24 protein-coding genes are annotated in these 22614 nt (G+C 67.5%); 12 read left to right on the forward strand and 12 right to left on the reverse strand.

Translation table 11 applies throughout. The features are described from left to right. Positions 1-120: 120 nt before the first annotated feature. Positions 121-1410, forward strand: a complete 1290-nt coding sequence (locus ASE61_RS18655; RefSeq protein WP_082617599.1) for an ATP-binding protein — start codon at positions 121-123, stop codon at positions 1408-1410. 8 nt (positions 1411-1418) lie between these two features. Here ASE61_RS18655 and ASE61_RS18660 read toward each other — a convergent pair whose 3' ends face one another. Next, on the reverse strand, positions 1419-2318 hold the full coding sequence (locus ASE61_RS18660; protein ID WP_061969478.1) for a LysR family transcriptional regulator: 900 nt from the start codon (positions 2316-2318) through the stop codon (positions 1419-1421). 99 nt (positions 2319-2417) lie between these two features. On the opposite strand from ASE61_RS18660, the gene ASE61_RS18665 reads away from it, so the two are divergent. Further along, a complete protein-coding gene (locus tag ASE61_RS18665) occupies positions 2418-3056 on the forward strand; it encodes a glutathione S-transferase (protein ID WP_061969480.1) in 639 nt (212 codons plus the stop codon). Next, positions 3046-3972: a pyridoxamine 5'-phosphate oxidase family protein gene (locus ASE61_RS18670; RefSeq protein ID WP_061969482.1), complete on the forward strand. Its 927-nt coding sequence runs from the start codon at positions 3046-3048 to the stop codon at positions 3970-3972. The genes ASE61_RS18665 and ASE61_RS18670 overlap by 11 nt, the downstream gene beginning before the upstream one ends. Here the strand turns inward: ASE61_RS18670 and ASE61_RS18675 are convergent, their stop codons facing one another. From ASE61_RS18675 to ASE61_RS18700, 6 genes are all read right to left on the reverse strand, one after another. Then, positions 3973-4332, reverse strand: coding sequence for a tRNA-binding protein (locus tag ASE61_RS18675; RefSeq protein ID WP_061969484.1), 360 nt, complete (start codon positions 4330-4332; stop codon positions 3973-3975). Next, positions 4329-6299 carry a methyl-accepting chemotaxis protein gene (locus ASE61_RS18680; RefSeq protein ID WP_061969485.1) on the reverse strand — a complete coding sequence of 657 codons (1971 nt, stop codon included), beginning with the start codon at positions 6297-6299 and terminating at the stop codon, positions 4329-4331. The genes ASE61_RS18675 and ASE61_RS18680 overlap by 4 nt, the downstream gene beginning before the upstream one ends. Before the next feature lie 121 nt (positions 6300-6420). Continuing rightward, positions 6421-7158 (reverse strand): hypothetical protein, encoded by a 738-nt coding sequence (locus ASE61_RS18685; RefSeq protein WP_061969487.1) that lies wholly within the window; start codon positions 7156-7158, stop codon positions 6421-6423. Between the two features lie 66 nt (positions 7159-7224). Then, positions 7225-8046, reverse strand: a complete 822-nt coding sequence (gene proC / locus ASE61_RS18690; RefSeq protein WP_061969489.1) for a pyrroline-5-carboxylate reductase — start codon at positions 8044-8046, stop codon at positions 7225-7227. A gap of 115 nt (positions 8047-8161) precedes the next feature. Continuing rightward, positions 8162-8668, reverse strand: a complete 507-nt coding sequence (locus tag ASE61_RS18695; protein ID WP_061969490.1) for a YbjN domain-containing protein — start codon at positions 8666-8668, stop codon at positions 8162-8164. Between the two features lie 325 nt (positions 8669-8993). Continuing rightward, on the reverse strand, positions 8994-9248 hold the full coding sequence (locus ASE61_RS18700; RefSeq protein WP_047577935.1) for an accessory factor UbiK family protein: 255 nt from the start codon (positions 9246-9248) through the stop codon (positions 8994-8996). Between the two features lie 242 nt (positions 9249-9490). Between ASE61_RS18700 and ASE61_RS18705 the strand changes: the two genes are divergently transcribed. The 7 genes from ASE61_RS18705 to pth all read left to right on the forward strand — a co-directional run bounded on the left by ASE61_RS18705 (position 9491) and on the right by pth (position 15968). Next, the gene (locus tag ASE61_RS18705; RefSeq protein ID WP_061969493.1) at positions 9491-10051 is read left to right on the forward strand and encodes a hypothetical protein; all 561 of its coding nucleotides are present in this window, start codon (positions 9491-9493) and stop codon (positions 10049-10051) included. A gap of 196 nt (positions 10052-10247) precedes the next feature. Further along, a complete protein-coding gene (locus tag ASE61_RS18710) occupies positions 10248-11192 on the forward strand; it encodes a ribose-phosphate pyrophosphokinase (RefSeq protein ID WP_061969495.1) in 945 nt (314 codons plus the stop codon). A 10-nt stretch (positions 11193-11202) separates the two neighbouring features. Continuing rightward, a complete protein-coding gene (gene queC, locus ASE61_RS18715; protein WP_061969497.1) occupies positions 11203-11925 on the forward strand; it encodes a 7-cyano-7-deazaguanine synthase QueC in 723 nt (240 codons plus the stop codon). Beyond that, entirely contained in the window at positions 11922-12485 is a 564-nt protein-coding gene (locus ASE61_RS18720; protein WP_061969498.1) for a VUT family protein, read from the forward strand. Before queC ends, ASE61_RS18720 begins: the two co-directional genes overlap by 4 nt. A gap of 108 nt (positions 12486-12593) precedes the next feature. Next, entirely contained in the window at positions 12594-14447 is a 1854-nt protein-coding gene (locus ASE61_RS18725) for a putative bifunctional diguanylate cyclase/phosphodiesterase (RefSeq protein ID WP_156407153.1), read from the forward strand. 135 nt (positions 14448-14582) lie between these two features. Further along, positions 14583-15203, forward strand: a complete 621-nt coding sequence (locus ASE61_RS18730) for a 50S ribosomal protein L25/general stress protein Ctc (RefSeq protein WP_061969500.1) — start codon at positions 14583-14585, stop codon at positions 15201-15203. Between the two features lie 150 nt (positions 15204-15353). Further along, a complete protein-coding gene (gene pth, locus ASE61_RS18735; RefSeq protein ID WP_061969501.1) occupies positions 15354-15968 on the forward strand; it encodes an aminoacyl-tRNA hydrolase in 615 nt (204 codons plus the stop codon). Positions 15969-15971: 3 nt separating this feature from the next. On the opposite strand, the gene ASE61_RS18740 is transcribed toward pth, so the two are convergent. Next, on the reverse strand, positions 15972-16577 hold the full coding sequence (locus tag ASE61_RS18740; RefSeq protein ID WP_061969503.1) for a DUF5666 domain-containing protein: 606 nt from the start codon (positions 16575-16577) through the stop codon (positions 15972-15974). Positions 16578-16783: 206 nt separating this feature from the next. Between ASE61_RS18740 and ychF the strand changes: the two genes are divergently transcribed. Then, on the forward strand, positions 16784-17881 hold the full coding sequence (gene ychF / locus ASE61_RS18745) for a redox-regulated ATPase YchF (RefSeq protein WP_061969505.1): 1098 nt from the start codon (positions 16784-16786) through the stop codon (positions 17879-17881). 14 nt (positions 17882-17895) lie between these two features. Further along, positions 17896-18909 (forward strand): MaoC family dehydratase, encoded by a 1014-nt coding sequence (locus ASE61_RS18750; RefSeq protein WP_061969506.1) that lies wholly within the window; start codon positions 17896-17898, stop codon positions 18907-18909. Between the two features lie 15 nt (positions 18910-18924). Here the strand turns inward: ASE61_RS18750 and ASE61_RS18755 are convergent, their stop codons facing one another. The 4 genes from ASE61_RS18755 to ASE61_RS18770 all read right to left on the reverse strand — a co-directional run bounded on the left by ASE61_RS18755 (position 18925) and on the right by ASE61_RS18770 (position 22553). Next, entirely contained in the window at positions 18925-20004 is a 1080-nt protein-coding gene (locus ASE61_RS18755; protein ID WP_162260125.1) for a GGDEF domain-containing protein, read from the reverse strand. A gap of 264 nt (positions 20005-20268) precedes the next feature. Beyond that, positions 20269-20913, reverse strand: a complete 645-nt coding sequence (locus tag ASE61_RS18760; RefSeq protein ID WP_061969509.1) for a class II aldolase/adducin family protein — start codon at positions 20911-20913, stop codon at positions 20269-20271. Further along, positions 20910-22019, reverse strand: coding sequence for an S-methyl-5-thioribose-1-phosphate isomerase (gene mtnA, locus ASE61_RS18765; RefSeq protein WP_061969511.1), 1110 nt, complete (start codon positions 22017-22019; stop codon positions 20910-20912). Before mtnA ends, ASE61_RS18760 begins: the two co-directional genes overlap by 4 nt. 6 nt (positions 22020-22025) lie before the next feature. Then, positions 22026-22553: an adenine phosphoribosyltransferase gene (locus tag ASE61_RS18770; protein WP_061970256.1), complete on the reverse strand. Its 528-nt coding sequence runs from the start codon at positions 22551-22553 to the stop codon at positions 22026-22028. Positions 22554-22614: the final 61 nt, after the last annotated feature.

Genomic DNA, 22614 nt, shown 5'->3' on the forward strand with positions numbered 1-22614 from the left:
GTCGCGCGTGGGTTTGCGCGCGCCTTTGCCGGGCTGGAAAAGGCACTGGAACATCTCGGCAAGGCCGTACGACCGACGATCAAGCGCATCGGCCGGCCCTTGCAGGTCATCGCGCGCTACATGCCCAAGGGGCTCTATCCGCGCGCGCTGGTCATCGTCATCGCGCCGGTCGTGCTGCTGCAATCGGTCATCGCCTATGTCTTCATGGAGCGGCACTGGCAGACCGTGACGCAGCGCCTGTCCTCGGCCGTCTCGGCCGACATCGCCATGCTGATCGATGTCTATGAAAGCTATCCGCAGGATGCCGACACCACGACGCTGTCGCGCATCGCGGCCGAGCGGCTCGGCATGGACCTCGACATCATCCCCGATTCCGACCTGCCGGCACCGGGCCCGCGCCCCTTCTTCTCGCTACTCGACAACGCGCTCTCGACCGAGCTGTCGCAGCAGGTCGCCCGCCCGTTCTGGCTCGACACGGTCGGCCGCTCCAGCCTGATCGAGATCCGCGTCAAGCTCGGCAAGGACGTGATGCGCATCCTGACAAGGCGCAATTCGGCCTATGCCTCGAACAGCCATATCTTCCTGCTCTGGATGATCGGGACATCGCTGATCCTCTTGACGATCGCGGTGCTGTTCCTGCGCAACCAGATCCGCCCGATCCTGAAGCTCGCCGATGCGGCCGAAGCCTTCGGCAAGGGCCGCGACGCCGATTTCCGGCCGCGGGGCGCCCGCGAGGTCCGCCGCGCCGGCAATGCCTTCATCGAGATGAAGCGGCGTGTCGAGCGCTCGATCGGCGAGCGTACGACGATGCTGAACGGCGTCAGCCACGACCTGCGCACCATCCTCACCCGTTTCAAGCTCTCGCTCGCCCTGATGGAGCGCTCCTCGGAAATCGAGGCGCTGGAGAAGGACGTCGACGAGATGAGCCGCATGCTCGAGGACTATCTCGCCTTCGCCCGCGGCGACGCCGGCGAGACCGCGGTCGAGGCCGACATCCGCTCCCTGCTCGAGGAATTGAAGTCCGATGCCGAGCGTCAGGGCCACCAGACCGAATTGACGGTGGTCGGCGATCCGCTCGTCGTGATCCGCCAGGACGCCTTCCGCCGGCTGCTGACCAACCTCGTCTCCAACGCGGCGCGCTACGGCGACCGCATCGCGATCCGGGCGACCCATGATGCGCGCTACCTGATCGTGATGGTCGACGATGACGGCCCCGGCATCCCGCCGGACCAGCGCGAGGAAGTCTTCCGCCCCTTCTTCCGCCTCGACGAGGCCCGCAATGTCGATGGCGGCGGCACAGGGCTCGGCCTTGCCATCGCGCGCGATATCGCCCGCGCCCATGGCGGCGACATCATGCTCGGCGACTCCCCGCTCGGCGGTTTGCGGGCGACCGTCCGGCTGCCGGTCTAGAATCGGCCTCAGCCGGCCCCGATCGGCGCAAGCGCGGGCAATCGCACCACCGCATGGTCGATGAAGGCGCGCACGCGCGGCGCCGGCGCCCGTCCGCCCGGCACCACGAGCTGCACCGGCAGCGGCGGCGGCTCGAACTCCGCGAGCAGACGGACCAGCGCTCCTGAAGCGAGATCCTCGGCCGCCTGATAGGACAGCACCCGCGCCAGCCCCCGCCCGGCCCGCGCCGCGATCAGCACCGATTCCACCTCGTTGACGATCAGCCGCGGCGTCAGCACGACGGCGCTGCCTGAGCGCGGCCCGCCGAAGCGCCAGGTCAGCGTCTGGTTGGCCGCGACGCTCGCGATGGTCTCATGCGCCGCGATGTCTGCCGGTCGACGCAGCGGCGGGCAGCTCGCGAGATAGGACGGCGCGGCGACGAGGATGCGCCGGACCTCGCCGACCTTGCGTATCAGCAGGCCGGAATTCGGCAGCGGCCCGATCCGGACGGCCAGTTGCAGGTCCTCCTCGATCAGGTCGAGATTGCGATCCGCCAGCACGAGCTCGACCTGCACCTGCGGGTACCGGTCGAGGAACTCGCTCACCAGCGGCGTGACATGTCGTCGGCCAAACGAGAGCGGCGCCGTGATGCGCAACAGGCCGCTGACCGGTTCGGCCGCCGCGACGCCGAGCGCCGCCTCATAGTCGGCGAGCAGCCGCCGGGCCGTGGCGGCAAGCTCGCGCCCGGCATCGTTCGGGGTCAGGCGCCGCGTCGTGCGCGCGATCAATTGCTTCCCGACCCGCTCTTCCAGCCCGGCGAGCGCCCGCGTTACGGCCGGGCGCGACTTGCGCAGGCGCCGCGCCGCGCCGGCAAGGCTGCCGGCATCGACGATCGCGACGAAGATCGCCAGCTCCTCGATCCGGTCCATCTCATCGTTCCGCAAACCGAAATTCTGAGTTTAACCGATAGCAGATTACGGCAGTTCGGCGAAACGATCATGATGCCCGGCAGAAGCAGGAGAACCGCCATGCCGTCGCCAGAGATCATCCTCCACGGAACGCCCCTTTCGGGTCATGCTCACCGCGTCGAGTTGCTGCTGCTCGCGCTTGGCCTGCCCTATCGCAACGAGGAGGCCCCGACCGATGTCCGGCGGAGCGATGCCTTCCGCAAGCTCAACCCGCTCGGTCAGATTCCCGTGCTGCAGGACGGCGACCTCACCTTCGCCGACAGCAATGCGATCATGGTCTATCTGGTCCGGCGCTATGCCCCGGACAGCACCTGGCTGCCGCTCGATCCCATCGGCGCAGCCAATGTCCAGCGCTGGCTCTCGATCGCCGCTGGCGAGGTCATGCACGGCCCCTCGATCGCGCGCCTGATCACGCAGTTCGGCCTGAAGGACGACAAGGCCCGCGCCCAGCGGATCGCGGCCAAGCTGCTCACCTTCATGGAAGAGCATCTGGCGACGCGCGACTATCTCGCCACCGTTCACCCGACGATCGCCGATCTCGCCTGCTATTCCTACGTCGCGCACGCGCCCGAAGGCGGCATCTCGCTGAAGCCCTATCCGGCCGTACGGAACTGGCTCGCGCGCATCGAGGCCCTGCCCTTCTTCAAGCCGATCCCGCCTTCGCCCCTTCCCGCAGAGCTCGACGACGATGCTGCCTGACGGCCCCTTCCATGCCGGTGAGCTGGCGGCGCAGGCGCAGGCCGGCGTCGCCGCTCGCGGTGCCGGCATTCGCCAGTTCATGCCGGATCAGCACCGCATCTTCTTTGGCCAGTTGCCCTGGGTCTTTGCCGGCGTGCCCGACTCGGGCGGTTGGCCCTTGGCGACCGTGCTGGCCGCCAAGCCCGGCTTCGTGGAAAGCCCAACCCCAACCACGCTGTCGATCGCAGCCCTGCCCGCCAGGGATGATCCTGCCTTCGAAGCGCTCCGGCCGGGCAGCCCCATCGGCCTGCTCGGGCTCGAATTCGAGAGCCGCCGCCGCAACCGCGCCAATGGACGAATCGAGACCGTCGGCACGGATGGCCTCACGGTTGCGGTGGCGCAGAGCTTCGGCAATTGCGCGAAATACATCCAGGTCCGCAACCGGGTTCAGGATGGCAATGAGCTCGCCGCGTCGGCAACGGAGCTGTCCGGCCTCGATGCGCAGACGCACTCACTGATCGCCGGGGCCGATACGCTCTTCATCGCCAGCGCCGCTGCTCTTGGGAGCGAACCCGGTGGCGTCGACATCTCGCATCGCGGCGGCCGCCCCGGCTTCGTACGGATCGATGGCGACACCCTCACCATCCCGGATTTCGCCGGCAACAACTACTTCAACACCTTCGGGAACCTGTTGCAGGAGCCGCGTGCCGCGCTGCTCTTCGTCGATTTCCAGACGGGCACGCTGCTGCAATTGCAGGGCGAGGCGGAGATCCTCTGGCAGGGACCGGAGCTGGCGCGGCTCGATGGCGCCGAGCGCCTGTGGCGCTTCCATGTCCGGCGCGGCTGGCGCCGGGCCCATGCGCTGCCGCTGCGCTGGTCGGCACCCGAATTCGCGCCGACCACCTTGCAGACCGGCCTGTGGGCCGCAGCTGCCTAGCTAGAAGAGCCTTCCACCGACCGGCACCGCCTGCCCCGGCCCGATCAGGACGACCTCGCCCTCGGCATCGGGAATGCCGAGCGTCAGCACTTCCGACATGAACCTGCCGATCTGGCGCGGCGGGAAATTCACCACCGCGAGGACCTGCCGGCCGGGAAGATCTTCCGGCCGATAGTGCTTCGTGATCTGCGCCGAGGATTTCTTCCGGCCGATCGTGCCGCCGAAATCGATGACGAGCTTGATCGAGGGCTTGCGCGCCTCGGGATAGGGCTCGGCCTCGACGATGGTGCCGACACGGATGTCGACCTTCAGGAAATCATCGAAGCCGATCTGGGCGGCAGGCTCGGAAGGCGTGCTCAAAACTCCGCCCACCCGTCGTCGCGTGCATCGGTCTTGGGCGCCGTAGCGACACTGCCGCTGGAGGCCTTGGCCCGCGGAGCCGCCGGGCGCGGCGCCGCAGCGACGGCCGCCCGCATGGTCTGGGAGATCGCCTTGAGCTTTGCGACGTCGCCGCCGAGCTGGAAGCGCGCGACCAGCGAGGAGAGCCGGTCGGCCTCCTGCGAGAGCGAATGCGCAGCGGCGGTCGACTGCTCGGCCATCGCGGCGTTCTGCTGGGTCGCCTGGTCCATCTCGCCGACGGCGGAATTGACCTCCTGGAGGCCCGAGGCCTGCTCCTGCGCCGCACCGGCGATCTCGGCGACCAGCGAGGTGACGCGTGTGATCTCGGAAGCCATGCGCTGCAGCGCGCCGCCGGTCTGGCCGACGAGCGTGACCCCCTTCTCGACCTCGATGGTCGAGGCGTCGATCAGCGTCTTGATCTCCTTCGCCGCGGAAGCCGAGCGTTGCGCCAGCGCCCGCACCTCGGAGGCCACGACCGCGAAGCCCTTGCCGGCATCGCCGGCGCGGGCCGCCTCGACCGAGGCATTGAGCGCGAGCAGATTGGTCTGGAAGGCGATCTCGTCGATCACCCCGACGATCTGCGAGATTTCCTGAGCCGATTTCTCGATGCCGCCCATCGCCGTCACTGCATCGCGGACGATGCTGGTCGACTGCTCGGCCTCGGTCTTGACCTGCTCCGTCGCCTGGTTGGCAAGGCGCGCGCTTTCCGCCGTCTGGCGCACCGTCGCGGTGAGCTCGTCGAGTGCCGTCGCGGTCTCCTCGACCGAGGAGGCCTGTTGCTCGGTCCGGCTGGCGAGGTCGTCCGCCGCCTGGCTGATCTCGGTCGAGCCCGCCTTCATGCTGTCAGTGTTGGTCGCGATCTGGCGCATCGCATCCTGCAGCTTGGCGATGGCGCCGTTGAAATCGTCCTTGAGCTTGACGTATTCGGCCGAGAAGGCGGCCTCGATCCGGTAGGTCAGGTCGCCATCCGAGAGATGCTCCAGCCCCTGGCCAAGAGCCAGCACCACGTCGGCCTGCACGCGGGCATGCTCGGCGCGGTCGGCCTCGTTGCGCCGGCGCTCGCCATCGGCGGCGCTGCGATGGCCGGCAGCCTCCTCTTCCATCCTGAGCTTGTCGGTCTCCATCGCCTCCTTGGCGAGGGCCGCATCGCGGAAGACGACCAGCGTGCGCGCCATGGCGCCGATCTCGTCAGGCCGCTCCTGATGCGCGATCGTGGTGTCGAGCTGGCCCGCGGCCAGACCCTCCATCGAACCGCGCAGCGAATGCAGCATGCCGGAGGCGCGGCGGCTGAGAATGATGACGAGGCCAAGCATGACGAGGCCGAGCGGCACCAGGACCTTGGCAACGCCGCCGACCATGCTCATGAAGGCCGCATCGACATCCTGAACATGCAGGCCGGAGCCGACCACCCACTGCCATTGCGGGATGCCGATGATGTAGGAAATCTTGAGCGAAGGGTCCTTGTCGCCGGCCTTGAGCCAGCCATAATCGACGAAGCCCTCGGTCTTCGCCTTCGCCAGCGCGACCATCTCCTGGACGAAGAACTTGCCGTCCGCGTCCTTGAGCGGCTTCATGTCCGTCGACTGGATCTTCTTGTTGGCGTGCAGGACGCTGATGCCGTCGTAATCGATGAGGAAGTAATAGTTCCCGCTGTCGAAGCGCGCGCTGCCGAGCGCATCCATCGCCAGCTTCTTGGCATCCTCGTCCTTCAGCTCGCCGGCCTGGACGCGCGCCAGGTAGCCCTTGACCGTCGTCGCGGCGGCTTCGACCGCATTCTTCATCTCGGCCCGCTTGAGCGTGATCATCTCGTTGCGGGCGGCATTCAGCGTATAGCCGACGGCGCCGACGGCGATCAGCACGGCCAAGGCCGCGATCAGGCCGAAGGAACGGCTGATCGAAAGGGTCGCAAGCTTCCTGGTGAACGACATTCGCGTATCCTGCGCGATGGGGGAATTCCCCTCATTCGCGCAGGATTGGCTAAGGCACGCTTAACATTGGCGCAGTTTCGCCACATTTTGTCGCAGGCCGAGCGCGGAAGCTGCGCGGCGCTCAGATCGCCGGTGCGTAGTCCTCGTTGTCCTCGCCGCGCTCGGAGGCTCGTTCGCGCCGGCGCGCCTTCAGAGGCCGCCCGGAGCAGATCGCCCGCGCCAGCCCGCGGAACGGCGCCGTCAGCCGATGGACATCCTCGACGCGCGCCATGATCCGCCCTGCCGTCTTCAGTTCGCGGTCGAGCCGCGCCATCGTCTTCGACAGCTCCGGCTCGTCGTCGTCGAGCCAGGCCTCGGAGACGCGCGCCATCAGCAAAACCGCGCCCTGCACCCGCAGATGACCCAATGCGTCCTCGGTCGGGATGCCGGCCGAAGCCAGCATGTAGCGCCAGGAATTGACGGCGCCGCGATTGAGCGCCGCCAGCGCCAGCGGATCGCGCCGGATGACCGGCGCAATCTTGCGCAGACCCGCCTTGTAAGGCGCCATCGCATCGAGCCGGCGCATCACGAGGTCGAACAAGCGCTCCTTGACCGGCTCGCCGGCGAGATCGTCCGAGGAGCTCGCCAGGACGGCATCGTCGACGATGCGGGTCACGCCGCCCAGCATGGCGAGCTTGGAGGGGAACAGCCCGCGCAGTTGCGCCAGCGTCAGTCCGGCCTCGGTCGCGATATCCGGTAGTTCGATCTCGTCCCAGCGTCGCTCGACGGCGAGCTTCATCAGCGCATCGACGGCGCGACGGCGCGGATCGGCCGCAGGCGCCGCCGCCTGGGGCGGGGTGGAAACGGGTTTGCGGGCCATGGGGCAGCTCCTCTCGCTTCGCAATGAGAAGAGGTTAGGCCGCTATCGTGGCAGGTGGAAGGCGGTTCAGCCGGAAAGCTCGCCAGCGCGACGTTTCGCAGCAGCCACCGCCTTGCGCATCAGCGGCTTCATGCCGTCTTCGGCCATCAGCACCTCGAGTGCCGCTGCCGTCGTGCCACCGGGCGAGGTCACGTTCTGGCGCAGCGTACCCGGCGGAAGCGGCGACTGGAACAGCAACTCACCGGCACCTTCGACCGTTGCCCGCGCCAGACGCTCCGCGACATCGGCGGGCAGGCCGGCATCCTTGCCAGCAGCGGCGAGGCACTCGACGAGATGGAAGACATAGGCCGGGCCTGAGCCCGACACCGCCGTCACCGCATCGATCAGCCCCTCGTCGTCGAGCCATTCGACCTTGCCAATGCTGCCGAGCAGCGCGTCGGCGGTGGCGCGCTGCGCCACGCTCACGCCCTTGCCGGGAGCCGCAGCGGTAGCGCCGCGCTGCACCGCGGCCGGCAGGTTCGGCATGGCCCGGATGATCGCGCCGGCATTGGGCAGGCGCGCCGAAAGATCGCCCAGCGTCTTGCCGGCGAGGATCGAGATCAGCAGCGTCCTCGGATGGATGAAGGCCTGCACCGCAGGCGCGGCCGTATCGAGCATCTGCGGCTTGGTCGCCAGCACGACGACATCGGCGGCGGGAATATCCTTGGCGGACGGATTGAGTCGCATGCCCTTGTCGTTGGCGAGCGCGACCATTTCATCCGACGGCTTGGGATCGATCAGGCTGATTCCCTTCGGATCGATGCCGATGCGCAGCCAGCCCTCCAGCATCGCGCCGCCCATCTTGCCGGCGCCGATGAGGACGAGCGATTGCGGCAGGGAAGCGGTCATGGCGGTGCTCGTCGCTTGGGAACAGGGCGTCATGCCGGGCTGGCGCCTGAGCATGTCGGAACCAGAGCCTGCAAGAGGTGGCCCGGTCAAGCCCGGCCATGACGTCGGCGCGACCTCAGGCCTCGCCGACCGTCTCCAGGATCGCGCCCTCCATGCCTTCCTTCGCGGTCTTGCCGGCCCAGACGACGAACTGGAAGGCCTGATAGTAGCGCTCGCAGGCCTCGACCGCAGCCTTGACCAGCGCGATCGCCTGCTCTTCGGTCGGTTCGGCCCCGCCGGAAAGCAGCAGGGCGTGGCGGTACATCACCACGCTTTCGCTGCTCCAGAGGTCGAAATGGCCGAGCCAGAGCTGCTCGTTGACGAGGCTGACGAGCTGCAGCACCTCGCCACGCCGCCGCTCCGGCACCTTGAGGTCGAAGGCGCAGGCGATATGCAGCGCTTCCACCTCGGCGAGCCAGGTGATCGCGACATGGTATTCCGACCAGCCGCCGGTCACGGAGACCGAGAGCTCATCCTCGCTGTCGCGATCGAATGACCAGTCGTTGAGGGCGGCGAGGCGTTCAAACAGGTCAAGCGGGTTGGAAGGCCGATCCAGCTCGGCATCCATATCGAGGTCCATCATGCCCTAGGGTCCACCTTCCGGAGCGAAAGGCTCCGGCGCGTTCGAGAACAGGAACACGGCGACTGGAAAGCCGAAGGAACGCAACACACCTCCGGAACCCCTCTGAAAGAGGCGCTCCCATTCGGCGCGGCAGGACGAATCCGCCCGACGAATCAATTCTTTCCACCGACGATAGCGCAGGCGCTGTGACGCTCCCAACACGGCGCCAAGCTCCGCGGATTCGGCCGGCGGGCTCAATCCCCCCGAAGGGCTGTCCACAGCACATGGCTGTGGACATAACCTGAGGGCAACCGGGGGCCGCTCTTGAAGCAACCCCGGCCCGTTCTCAGGCCTTGCCGAGCTTCTCCTCCAGCGCCTTCAGCCGCGCGGCGAGCTTGTCGTTCTCCTCGCGGGCGATCAGCGCCATCTCGCGCACCGCCTCGAATTCCTCGCGGGTGACGACGTCGAGATCGCGCAGCAGGCGCTCGATCTGCGTCTTCACCACCGTCTCGACCTCGCGCCGCACGCCCTGTGCCGCGCCGGCGGCATCGGTGGCGAGACGGGCGATATCGTCGAGGATACGGTTGCCGGGGTTCACCATGGCTCTCTCCCTTAAAGGCGCGAAACTCTCTGCCGACAGCCTATAGGCAGCACAGGCGGGAGCCGCAATTGCGACCGGATGTCGGGCTTGCCCGCTGCCCCGATGGGCCGGACTTCATCTCGCCGGCAAAGCTGCCGCCGAGGCGCTCGACCTGCCCGATCTGGACCTCGCCATCCGTTGAGCCTAGAACAGCGGCACAGGGAATCTCGAAGCGGTCCACAGCCCAAAGGGCGGGAGGCGTCATGATCAACCGTTTTAGCGGCCTCGTTCTGGGGCCGGTTTTTGCGCTGGCTGTCGCCGGCTGCCAGGAAACCACCCAGACCGCGGCCCGTCCGCGCGTCGATGCGCCGGGCGTTCCGGTCTCGGTCCAGAGCATCTCCGGAGCGCCCGAAAACGTCACCACCAGCTTCGCGGGCCTGCTCGGCGAAGCCGCCGCCGAGCGCAAGATGGAGATCGTCCCCGGCAACAAGCCGGCGCGCTTCCGCGTCAAGGGCTACCTCACGGCACAGCCGACCGAGGACGGCCAGACCTCGCTCGCCTTCGTCTGGGATGTCTATGATTCGACCAAGCAGCGCGCCCAGCGTGTACAGGGCGAGAGCATCGGCAAGCGCAGTGGCGGTTCCGATCCCTGGGCCGGCATCGATCAGACGGTCGTCGCCAAGGCCGCTTCCGACTCGATGGATGCGATCGCAGGCTTTCTCGTGACCACGCCCGCCGTCGAGACGCTCAAGACCGAGACCAAGACCGGCAAACCCGCGAAGCCGGGCACCCGCGTTGCTGCGACGGACCCGAAGAAGAGCTGAGGCCACGTCAGGACCCGCTGTGCAGCGACGCTGCGGCAGTGGTTTCCGGGTCACGGCGCAGCGCCCTGCGCTTTTTGGCCATCGATATTGCACTGCAGCGGTCGACTCCATCCAACCGCGCTGTTAAGAGCCGTTCGAATTGAGCCGGCAATGCCGGCCCTCCCTGCTCAGCCTTGATGCAACGGTGCGCTACGGCATGGCCTCTCACTTCAAAGTCGTCGCCGGCAACTCCAATCGTCCGCTGGCCGAGGCGATCTGCAACCATCTCAGCATCCCTCTCGCCAAGGCCTCCGTCCGGCGCTTCGCCGATATGGAGGTCTTCGTCGAGATCCAGGAGAACGTGCGCGGACAGGATGTCTTCATCATCCAGTCGACCTCGTTCCCGACCAACGACCACCTGATGGAATTGCTGATCATCACCGATGCGCTGCGCCGCTCCTCGGCGCGCCGCATCACGGCGGTGATCCCCTATTTCGGCTATGCCCGCCAGGACCGGCGCGCCTCCGGCCGTACGCCGATCTCGGCCAAGCTCGTCTCCAACCTGATCACCCATGCCGGCGTCGACCGCGTGCTGACGCTCGACCTCCATGCCGGCCAGATCCAGGGCTTCTTCGACATCCCGACCGACAACCTGTTCGGCGCCCCGCTGATGGCGCGCGACATCAAGGACCGGCTGGAATGGAAGAACGCCATGGTCGTCTCGCCGGATGTCGGCGGCGTGGTCCGGGCGCGCGCGCTCGCCAAGCGCATCGACGCCCCGCTCGCCATTGTCGACAAGCGTCGTGACCGGCCGGGCGAATCCGAGGTCATGAACATCATCGGCTCGGTCGAGGGCCGCTCCTGCATCCTGATCGACGACATCGTCGATTCCGGCGGCACGCTGGTGAACGCGGCCGACGCCCTGCTCGAGCAGGGCGCCAAGGAGGTTTTCGCCTACATCACCCATGGCGTGCTCTCCGGCGGCGCGGTCGCCCGCATCGCCTCGTCCAAGCTCAAGGAGCTGGTCATCACCGACTCGATCATGCCGACCGAGGCCGTGAAGGTCGCCCGCAACATCCGCGTCATCTCGATTGCCGGCCTGATGGGCGAAGCCATCGAGCGCACCGCGAGCGAGACCAGCGTGTCGAGCCTGTTCGACTGAGAGGTTAGGCTTGGGTAACTCCCGCGCCCTCGTCCTGTTTTCCGGCGGCCAGGATTCCACCACGACCCTGGCTTGGGCGCTCGACCGCTTCGACGCGGTCGAGACGATCGGCTTCGACTATGGCCAGCGCCATCGCATCGAGATGGAATGCCGCGAGACGATCCGCGCCAAGCTTCCCACGCTCTCGGCCCGCTATGCCGAGCGGCTCGGCCCCGATCATGTCGTCGATCTCAAGGCACTCGGCGCGATCTCCGAGACGGCCCTGACCCGCGAGACCGAGATCGCTTTCACGGATGCCGGCCTGCCCTCGACCTTCGTGCCCGGCCGCAACCTGATCTTCCTGACCTTCGCTGCGGCGCTCGCCTATCGCCGCGACCTCAAGCACATCGTGCTCGGTGTCTGCGAGACCGATTATTCCGGCTATCCCGATTGCCGCGACGACACGATCAAGGCGATGCAGGTCGCGCTCAATCTCGGGCTCGACCGCCGGCTCGTGCTGCACACGCCGCTGATGTGGCGCGACAAGGCGCAGACCTTCGCGCTCGCCCGCGAAATCGGCGGCCAGGCCCTGCTCGATCTCGTGATCGAGGACAGCCATAGCTGCTATCTCGGCGACAGGACGACCCGGCATGGCTGGGGTTATGGCTGCGGCCATTGCCCGGCCTGCGATTTGCGATCAAAAGGCTTCGCGGCTTACCTCACAGCCCCCGACGACAGCGGACTTGACCTATGACCCGTGACCGCCAGCGCCTGACGGAAGGCGTTATCGCCCTCGTCCTGTTCGGCCTGACCATTCCCGCCGCCAACTGGATGATAGGCAATGCCGGCGCGGTCTGCGTGCCGAACGGCCCCTGCCTCGTCCCGGTCTGGCCGGGCGTGATGGCGCCGAGCGGTGTTTTGATGGTCGGCCTTGCCCTGGTATTGCGCGACATCGTCCAGCGCCGCCTTGGCCCCCTCGCCGGTCTCGGCGCCATCGCGGTCGGCACCCTGATCTCCGCGATGCTCGCCCCGCCCGCCATCGTACTGGCCTCGGTCGCGGCCTTCCTGCTCTCGGAGCTCGCCGATTTCGCGGTCTATACCCCGCTGCAGCGCCGGCGCTTCGTCACGGCCGTCTTCGCCTCCAGCGTGATCGGCCTCGTCGTCGACAGCCTCGTCTTCCTGCATCTCGCCTTCGGCAGCCTCGACTTTCTCGCCGGCCAGATCATCGGCAAGGCCTGGATGGTGCTGCTCGCCTTGCCGCTGATGCACCTCCTGCGCCGCCGCGACGAGCGGCTGGGCCTGGTCGCCGCCTGATTCCAGGCATCGCGCCGCCGCGTAAAGTTTGAGGCGTCGCCTCAATCTGACTTTAAGGCATTTGCGCCAGGATCGGGGTTCTTCGACGAGCACTCTGTCGGGAACTCCGTGACCAGACCTTCGGGCCGCCTGCAGGCTCTGCAGAACGATATTCTTGAAGATATCGCGCGCGGCGAGCCTCTGATCGCATGCATGGAGCGCCTGTGTCATCGTGCCGAGGCGATCTCGCCCGGCGTCATCTGCTCGGTCGTCGCCATCGACAACCAGTGCTGCCTCCAGCCTCTCGCCTCGCCCAGCCTGCCCCCGCACTATGTCGGCGCCATCAAGGGCGTGCCGGCAGGCCCGGAGGTCGGCTCCTGCGGAACCGCGATCTTCCGCGGCGAGCCCGTCGAAGTCACCGACATCGCCACCGATCCACTCTGGCGGGCCTATACCGATCTCGCCCTGCCGCTCGGCCTGCGCGCCTGCTGGTCGACGCCGATCAAGGCGCGCGACGGGCGGGTGGTCGGCGCCTTCGCCTTCTATTTCAGGGCGGCTCGCCGTCCGCGCACGCTCGAACGCCGGATCGTCGCGACCTGCGTCCATCTCTGCGCCATCGCCATCGAGCATGACGAAGTCCGCACCCGCAATCACCGCCTCGCCTATTTCGATACGCTGACCGGACTGCCCAACCGCAGCCAGTTCAACAGCGCCATCGCGGAGATGAGCGCGGCCGGCCGCCGCTACGGGTTGATGCTGATCGACATTGATCATCTCAAGACGGTCAACGACACGCTCGGCCACGCCGCCGGGGATGCCCTGATCGCCGTGGTCGGCCGGCGGCTCGACGTCGCGCTGGCCGGCTGCCTCACCTGCCGGATCGGCGGCGACGAGTTCGCCGTTCTCGTCCCCGATTGCAGGGAGCCGGCGCGTATGCGTGCCTTCGCCTCGGCCGCGATGGCGGCGGTCGCGGTTCCGTTCGACCATGACGGCCACAGCCTCGTGCCGGGCATTACCATCGGCGGGGTCATCGCCGGCGAGGACGGCCAGGACACCGTTACGCTGCGGCAGAACGCCGACCTCGCGCTCTACCACGCCAAGGAAACCCGGCGCGGCCGCTATGTCCGCTTTCGCAGGCAATTGCGCAGCGCGATGATGCATCGCATCCGCACCCGCCGGGATGTCGCGGGCGCCCTCGGCGACGACCGGATCATCCCCTATTACCAGCCGGTCATCCGCCTCGACACCAACGAGGTCGTCGGCCTCGAGGCCCTGGCCCGGATGCGCCTGGACGACGGCCGCATCATCGCGGCCGGCGAATTCCAGGACGCCCTGCGCGATCCGAAGATCGCCCATCGCACCACGACCCAGATGCTGACGGCGGTGGCCGCCGACATGGCTGAGTGGCGCGCGAGCGGCCTGAATTTCCAGCATGTCGCGGTCAACGTCACCTCGGCCGACTTCCAGAAGGGCGACCTCGTCCAGCGCGCCACCCGCACGCTGGAGAAGGCCGGCGTACCGCTGCAGCAACTCGTGATCGAGGTCACCGAGCAGGTCTTCATGGGCGGGCGCAAGGACGGCGTCGCGCGTACCATGGAAGCGCTGCGCGCCAATGGTTCACCGGTCGCGCTCGACGATTTCGGCACCGGCTTCGCCTCCCTGACCCACCTGCTCGATTTCCCGATCGACATCATCAAGATCGACCGTTCCTTCGTCGGCTCGATCGACAGCGGCGCCCGCAGCGAGATCATCATCGAGGCTCTGCTGACGATGACCCGCCGCCTCGGCATGAAGATCGTCGCGGAGGGCATCGAGAAGCAGGCGCAGGCCGAGCGCCTCAGCGAAATGGGCTGCGGCCTCGGCCAGGGCTACCTCTATTCGCCGCCGGTTCCGGCCTCGATCATCCGCGAATGGCTGCAGCGCTTCGCCCAGCCGATCCAGGCGCCCGTCCCCACGCGCGGCCTCGTCGCCAACGCCGCCTGAGCCGGGCTTGAGATCGCGGCGGTTTTCGCCTATGAGCACCCCAGCGTTCGGCTGACACCCTTGGAGGCTCTGAACGCATCAATCCGATGGCCGCCACGAGGCGGCCTTGTCATTTACAAGTCAAGGACATCCAACATGACCGCCGTGAAGCAAATCGAGGCTTCGGCGCGCGCACAGGTCGGCAAGGGGGCCGCCCGTGCTGTTCGCCGCCAGGGCCAGACGCCTGCCGTGATCTATGGTGGGGGCGCTGCTCCCGAAGCCATCGCGCTCGACGCCAACAAGACCCGCCAGCTGATTTTCGGCGGCCACTTCCTGACCACGATCTTCGAGATCGCCGTCGCCGGTAAGAAGCAGCGCGTCATTCCGCGCGACTACCAGCTCGACCCGGTCAAGGATTTCCCGATCCATGTCGACTTCCTGCGCGTCGCCAAGGGCCAGACCGTCACGGTCCAGGTTCCGGTTCACGTCACCGGTCAGGAAGCCAGCCCCGGCGTCAAGAGCGGCGGCCTAGTCCAGATCATCGAGCACGCCCTCGAAGTCACCGTCGAGCCGGACAGCATCCCGGATTCCATCGACATTTCGGTTGCCGGCCTGAACGTCGGCGACTCCGTCCATGCCGACGCGATCAAGCTCCCGGCCGGCGCCAAGCTCTCTGTCGGCGCTGACGCCACGATCGTCACGATCTCCGCGCCGACCGTCGAGGCCGAGCCTGAGGCCGCCGAGACTGAGGAAGCCGCGGCTGAAGCCAAGGCCTGATGAAACGGCGCCAGCCGGCGCCGCTTTCACCTCGAACGCTCACGAGACGGCCGGGTTTCCCGGCCGTTTTGCTATGGCATCGAACCGGAAAACGGTGTCCGGCCTTCGGGCGGACCCGATGCTGAACGAACAAGTCTGCGGAGCCCCGCCATGCTGATTTTCGCCGGCCTCGGCAATCCCGGCGCGCGCTATGCCCGCAACCGCCACAATATCGGCTTCATGGCCCTTGGCGAGATCGCGCGCCTGCACCGCGCCTCGCCCTGGCGCGCCCGCTTCCAGGCGGAGGCCTGCGAGGCCACGATCGGCACCGAAAAGGTCATCCTGCTCAAGCCGCAGACCTACATGAACGAGTCGGGCCGCGCGATCGGCGAGGCCGCGCGCTTCTTCAAGGTCGCTCCGGCCGATGTCGTCGTCTTCCATGACGAGCTCGATCTCGCCCCCGCCAAGCTGCGCGTCAAGCTCGGCGGCGGCAATGCCGGACATAACGGCCTGCGCTCGACGACGGCTGCGATCGGCAACGACTATCGCCGCGTGCGCATGGGCATCGGCCATCCCGGCCTGAAGGAACTGGTGCACAGCTACGTGCTGAACGATTTCGGCAAGGCCGAGCAGCCCTGGGTCGAGGATCTCTGCACGGCCTGTGCCGACCATGCGGCCCTCCTCGCCGCCCATGACGACGCCGGCTTCCAGAACAAGGTCCATCTCTTCATGGATGCGCGTGGCCACGGCGCCGTGAAGCGGCTCGGTGAAAAGAGCGACGGCTGATCTTCAGAGCGGAAGCTTGGCACCCGCCTTCGCCACGGTGACGCGGCTCGTGCTGTAGCTGCCATCCGCCTGCCGGCTCGCCGTCATCGCAACCTGCGCGCCGGGCTTGAGCTCGCTCGCCTCGGCAGGCGCTGCCATCAGGATCGTCGCCTCCGGCGTGATCGCGACCTTCTGCTCGCCACCCGGATAGCTCAGCACCAGATTGGCGCCGTCGACCCGCGAGACCGTCTCGGCCACCGTCGCATTGGTCATGGTCGCATCCGGCAGCACGCCCCAGGGCCGATGCCCCTCGCCCGTGCCGCGCATCGCCTCCGGGAAGATCACGACCTGTACCGCGAGCAAGGTGCCGTCAGCCTGCGGCTTGGCGCCGACGCCGATGAAGCTGCCTTTGGCGATATCGCTTGCCTTCGCCGCCACCATGCCGCCGACCGAGTAGCCCGGCGCAAGCGCGACCTTGAGCTCGCGCCCGTCCGCAGCCTTGAGTTCCAGCGTCACCCCTGCCACACGCTCGACCGTGCCGCGCAACCGCGTTCCTGGCGCCTGGGCAACGGCCGTGCCGCCGGCAAGGGCGAAGATCGACAGGGCGAACGCAAGACGAAAACGCTTCATGACGAGGCTCCGAACGCCGCGACAAGCGGCTCGCCCGATCCAGCACCCGCATCAGCCCGCCTGCCATGCACGTTCGCGTGAGGAACGCAGCGGCCATCAGGCGCGCGGCACTTGTCTTTATCGCGCAAGCCCCCCAATAAGACCGCAACTTTCAAAGCTTCACGCCCGGCGTAGGCGATCCGCCACGGGCAACGGAACAGGCGATCATGGGTTTCAAATGTGGCATCGTCGGCCTGCCGAATGTCGGCAAGTCGACCCTCTTCAACGCGCTGACGCAGACGGCCGCGGCCCAGGCCGCGAACTATCCGTTCTGCACGATCGAGCCGAATGTCGGTGACGTCGCCGTGCCCGACGAGCGGCTGGAGAAGCTCGCCGCCATCGCCGGCTCCAAGGAGATCATCCCGACGCGGCTGACCTTCGTCGACATCGCCGGCCTCGTGCGCGGCGCCTCGCGCGGCGAAGGGCTCGGCAACCAGTTCCTCGCCAATATCCGCGAATGCGACGCCATCGCCCATGTCGTGCGCTGCTTCGAGGACGGCGACATCACCCATGTCGAGGGCAAGGTCGCTCCGATCAACGACATCGAGATCATCGAGACCGAATTGATGCTGGCCGATCTCGAAAGCCTTGAGAAGCGCGTCCTGCCGCTGGAGAAGAAGGCCAAGACCGGCGACAAGGAGGCCAAGGAGCTGGCCGATTTGATGAACCGCTGCCTCGTGCTGCTGCGCGACGGCAAGCCGGCCCGCCTCGTCCAGGTCGCGGCCGACGAGCGCCGCACCTTCGAGACGCTCGGCCTGCTCTCGTCCAAGCCCGTGCTCTATGTCTGCAATGTCGAGGAAGCCAGCGCCGACAAGGGCAACGCCTTCTCCGAACAGGTGAAGGCTCGCGCCGCCGAGGAGAACGCAGTCGCCGTCGTCGTCTCCGCCAAGATCGAGAGCGAGATCGCCGTGCTCCCGGTCGCGGACCAGAAGGACTACCTGGAGGCCGTTGGCCTCGACGAACCCGGCCTGAACCGCGTGATCCGCGCCGGCTACAGCCTGCTCCATCTCGTCACCTATTTCACCGTCGGCCCGAAGGAAGCGCGCGCCTGGACGATCGAGAAGGGCACCAAGGGGCCGCAGGCCGCAGGCGTGATCCATACCGATTTCGAGAAGGGCTATATCCGCGCCGAGACCATCGCCTTCGACGACTACGTCACCCACAAGGGCGAGTCGGGAGCGCGCGAGGCCGGCAAGTTCCGCCTCGAAGGCAAGGAATACATCGTCGCCGATGGCGACGTGCTGCATTTCCGCTTCGCGAACTGAAGAGCTAGCCGGCGATGTCGTATTTCGAGGATTTCGTCCCGGGTCAGAGCGCACGCTCGCGCAGCCTCGACGTCTCGCAGGACGACATCATCGCCTTCGCCTCGCGCTACGACGCGCAGGATTTCCATGTCGATCCCGAGGCCGCCAAGGCGAGCTTCGTCGGCCGCCTGATCGGCTCCGGCTGGCATAGCTGCGCGCTGCTGATGCGGCTGACGGCGGAGGATTTCCTGCTCGACGCCGCCAGCATGGGCGCGCCGGGCATCGACGAGGTGAAGTGGCTGCGTCCCCTCCTCCCCGGCGACAGCGTCAGCGCCCGGCGCACCGTGCTGGAAAGCAAGGCCTCGCGCTCGCGCCCCGAGATGGGCCTCGTGCGCTTCCGGCTCGAACTGCTGAACCAGCGCGACGAGCCGGTGCTGGAGCAGACCAACTGGATCATGTTCGGCCGCCAAGGCTCCGCCATCGGCCGGCATCCGGCCGGCCCCTGGCTGGATCATGCGCCGGTCTACGAGCGCCCCGCCATCGAGAGCCCGCTGGAAGCCTCCTCCGAGCCGCCGGAGCCGCCGCGCTTCTTCGAGGAGCTTTCGGTCGGCGAGAGCAGCGAACTCGGCAGCTTCCTCTTCACGCCCGAGGAGATCGTCGCCTTCGCCCGCAGTTTCGACCCCCAGCCCTTCCACATGGACGAGGCGGCGGCGCGCCGGAGCTCCTTCGGCAGGCTCGCCGCATCCGGCTGGCACACGGCCGCGGTCTGGATGGCCTGCATGGTCCTGCATCGCAAGCGCCAGCTCGCGGTGGCGTCGGATCGCCCCGCGCGCCTCGGCTCCTCTCCAGGCTTCAGGAACCTGCGCTGGACGAAACCCGTCTTTGCCGGGGACCGGATCACCTACCACTCGCAGGTGATCGACAAGCGCGAGAGCGCCTCGCGCCCGCAATGGGGACTGTTCTTCCACCGCAACACCGGCATCAACCAGCACGGCGAAGAGGTCTTCAGCTTCGACGGTTGCGTCTTCGTCGAGCGCAAGCCGGATTGACCGCGAAGACGGACCTCAGCCGGTCTTGAGCCTGACGAGATCGACGGGCCCGCGCGGCATGTCGGAGGAAGACCGCATCTGGGCGAGGAACGCTTCATCGTCCGATGCGACCACGACCCGGTCGCGCCCGCTCCGCTTGGCTGCGTAGAGCCCCTTGTCCGCCTCGTGAAGCAAGGCATCGAAATCGATGACGCTGTCCTTCCCATGGGCGACGCCTGCGCTGAGCGTGCACCCGAACGCCGCACCGCCCGCTGCGAAACGACGTTTGACGAGGCGCCCCCGCACGTTTTCGGCCGCGATGGCCGCCGCGACCAGAGAATCGCCCGGCAGCAGCAGTGCGAATTCCTCTCCACCGAGCCGTGCGGCCAGTCCTTGCGACCGGCATGACAGCAGAATCTCCCCGAACGCCCGCAACACCTCGTCTCCCGCCAGGTGGCCGTGGATGTCGTTGATCCGCTTGAAGTGATCGATGTCGAAGATGACTAGGGCGGCGGGCCCTTCGATCTCGGTCGCGATGCGGTCGAGTAGCGCGCGTCGGTTGAGCAGGCCGGTCAGCGGATCGGTTTCCGCGTCGCGCTTGTGGCCGCGCGCCAGCCGCGCGTGGTTCAAGGCCAGGGACAGCGCGCCAATGCCGGCGAGCGTGGTCAGGCAGACGACGATATTGAGGTCTTCCGCCCAGTTCGACGGGATGCCCGGCAGAGCCCAGCGGCCATCCAGCAGCAGCAGAACGGCGCAAGGAACGAAGGATAGCCCGGTCAGGACATACAGGCCGGTCAACAGCATGATCGCCAGCCTGGCTTCGGCCCGGCCGAGCCAATAGTCCCAGGCTGTTGCGAACAGAATGGCCGCGGCCGCGACATTGAGCCCGATGATCGCGATGCCGTTATAGCCGGCCAGCATGGGCACAGCCATGGCTGCCGACGACCCGATTGCCATGATGGCCATGCTGCGCCAGGGCAGAACCCGCGTGCGAAATTCGCGGCCCGCACCGAAGACGAAGGCGAGGCCCGTCAGAAGAACCGTGTAGCCGGCTGCCCCCACGATCGGCGACATCGTCCTGACATAGCCGCCATAGATCAGCACGCCGGCGGCCATCAGCGCGACGCCGATTGTCCAGGCCATCAGGAAGCCTTCCTTCCTGGAAACGAGCCAGCTCACAAGGAAGGCTGCGGCTAATCCGCATCCCGAAAGGGTGAAAGCCGTCAGGAGGGACTGATAGTCGAGCGACACGAAGGTCTCTTGCCAGGCGAGGAAGGCGGCAACCGTTATGCCGGTGTTGCCATTGCCGAAAACTTAAACCGGTCGGCCGCATTTGCCCGGCCGGCGGCCTGCCTGCCCGATCGGGCGCTCTGACGCGGCTCAGCCGACCTTGCCGTAGCCCGCGAATTTGGCGCCGACGCGCTCCATTTCGGCGGCATCGAGGATGACCGGCTCGATCCCCGCCGCGAGGATATCGAGATACTGCCCGGCGAGGTTCTCGACTTCGGCGACGATGGTATGCGCGCCGGCCAGGGTCTGCCCGAGCGCGATCACACCGTGATTGGCGAGCAGCACGGCCTTGCGGCCCTCCAGCGCCTTCACGGCATTCTCGGCAAGCTCGGGCGTGCCGAAGGTCGCGTACTCGGCACAGCGCACATCGGCACCGCCGCAAAGCGCGATCATGTAGTGGAAGGCCGGAATGCCGCGGCGCGTGGAAGACAAGGCCGTGGCGCGCGGCGAATGGGTGTGCACGATCGCCTGCGCATCGGATCGCGCCCGGTAGATCGCGACATGGAAAGGCCATTCGGAGGACGGCTTGCGGCTACCATTCAGGATGGTGCCATCGAGGCTGAGATGGATCAGGTCCTCAGGGCGCGTCCGGGCATAGGGCAGGCCCGACGGCGTGATCAGCAGGCCATCGCCAAAACGAGCCGAGACATTGCCCGATTTCGACGGGCAGAATCCGGCCCGGTCGATCGCCTGCGCGACCGAGACGATCTCCTGCCGCAATTCCGTTTCGGTCATGCCGTGCCCCTGCTCGCCAGGTCGGGAAAGAGTTGTGCGAGGCCCTCAACGCTGGCCGCGCAGACGCCGCGCTCGGTGATAAGCTTGGTGACGAGCCGCGCCGGCGTCACGTCGAAGGCCGGGTTGGCCGCACCACTGCCCGGCGCGACGACGCGGACGGACCTGACCTCACCGTCATCGGCGAGCCCGGAGAGATGGGTGACCTCGCGGGCCGCGCGCTCCTCGATCGGGATATCGGCGAGGCCGTCGCTGATGCTCCAGTCGATCGTCGGCGAGGGCAGCGCGACATAGAAGGGCACGCCGTTGTCATGCGCCGCGAGTGCCTTGAGATAGGTCCCGATCTTGTTGGCGACATCGCCCGCCGCCGTGGTGCGGTCGGTGCCGACGATCACCAGATCGACCTGCCCGTGCTGCATCAGATGGCCGCCGGCATTGTCCACGATCACCGTATGCGGCACGCCATGGGAGCCGAGCTCGTAGGCCGTCAGCGCCGCGCCCTGGTTGCGGGGCCGGGTCTCGTCGACCCAGACATGGATGGGAATGCCGGCATCATGGGCGAGATAGATCGGCGCCAGCGCCGTGCCCCAGTCCACCGTGGCAAGCCAGCCGGCATTGCAATGGGTGAGGATATTGACCGGCTCGCCGACGGGCTTTCGCGCCGCGATCTCGGTGATCCGCTCCAGGCCGTGCTCGCCGATCGCGCGGCACAAGGCGACGTCCTCGTCGCAGATCGCCGCGGCTTCCGCATAGGCCGCCTCGGCACGCGCCGTCGCGGGCAGGCCTGCGAGGGCGCCACGCATCCGCGCCAGCGCCCAGCGCAGATTGACGGCGGTCGGGCGCGTCGCGCCAAGCAGGGCGAGTGCCGCATCGAGAGCCGCATCCGAGGCGTCCGTCCGCATCGCCAGCGCCACACCATACGCCGCGGTCGCACCGATCAACGGCGCCCCGCGCACCACCATGCTGCGGATCGCATCGGCCGCCTGCTCGGCCGAGCCGAGCGCCACGGTCTCGAAGCGGAAGGGCAAGCGCGTCTGGTCGATCACGACGACGCGCCAGCCATCCTGCGCGAGCCAGATCGTCCGGTAATGCTGGCCGTTGATCTTCATCCCCGCTCAATGCCCGCCGAACGAGACCAGCGTGCGCACGGGCACGCCGAGCCGCCGGATTTTGTCGGCGCCGCCGAGTTCCGGCAGGTCGACGATGAAGCAGGCCGCAACGACCTCCGCGCCTAAGCCCGCGAGCAGGTTGACCGCCGCCTCCGCCGTGCCGCCCGTGGCGATCAGGTCGTCGACCAGCAGGACGCGCTCGCCCGGCTGCACCGCATCGCGATGGATCTCGATCTCGTCCGTGCCGTATTCGAGCGCATAGGTCGCGCGCAGCGTCTCCAGCGGCAGCTTGCCCTTCTTGCGAACGGGCACGAAGCCGGCCGAGAGCTGATGCGCCACGGCCCCGCCCAGGATGAAGCCGCGCGCCTCGATCCCGGCGATCTTGGCGATCTTCAGGCCCGCGAAGGGCTGCACCAGTTCGTCGACCGCCCGGCGGAAGGCCCGCGCGTCACCGAGCAGCGTGGTGATATCGCGAAAGACGATGCCGGGCCGAGGATAATCGGGGATCGCGCGGATGCTGTCGGCAAGGTTCATGGACACCGTCTCGGAAGAACTGACGGAGGCCTTGGTCCGACGCCGGGCCGGCTTCGTCAAG

It is taken from the genome of Allobosea sp. Root670 (assembly GCF_001429415.1).
Lineage (GTDB): Bacteria > Pseudomonadota > Alphaproteobacteria > Rhizobiales > Beijerinckiaceae > Allobosea > Allobosea robiniae.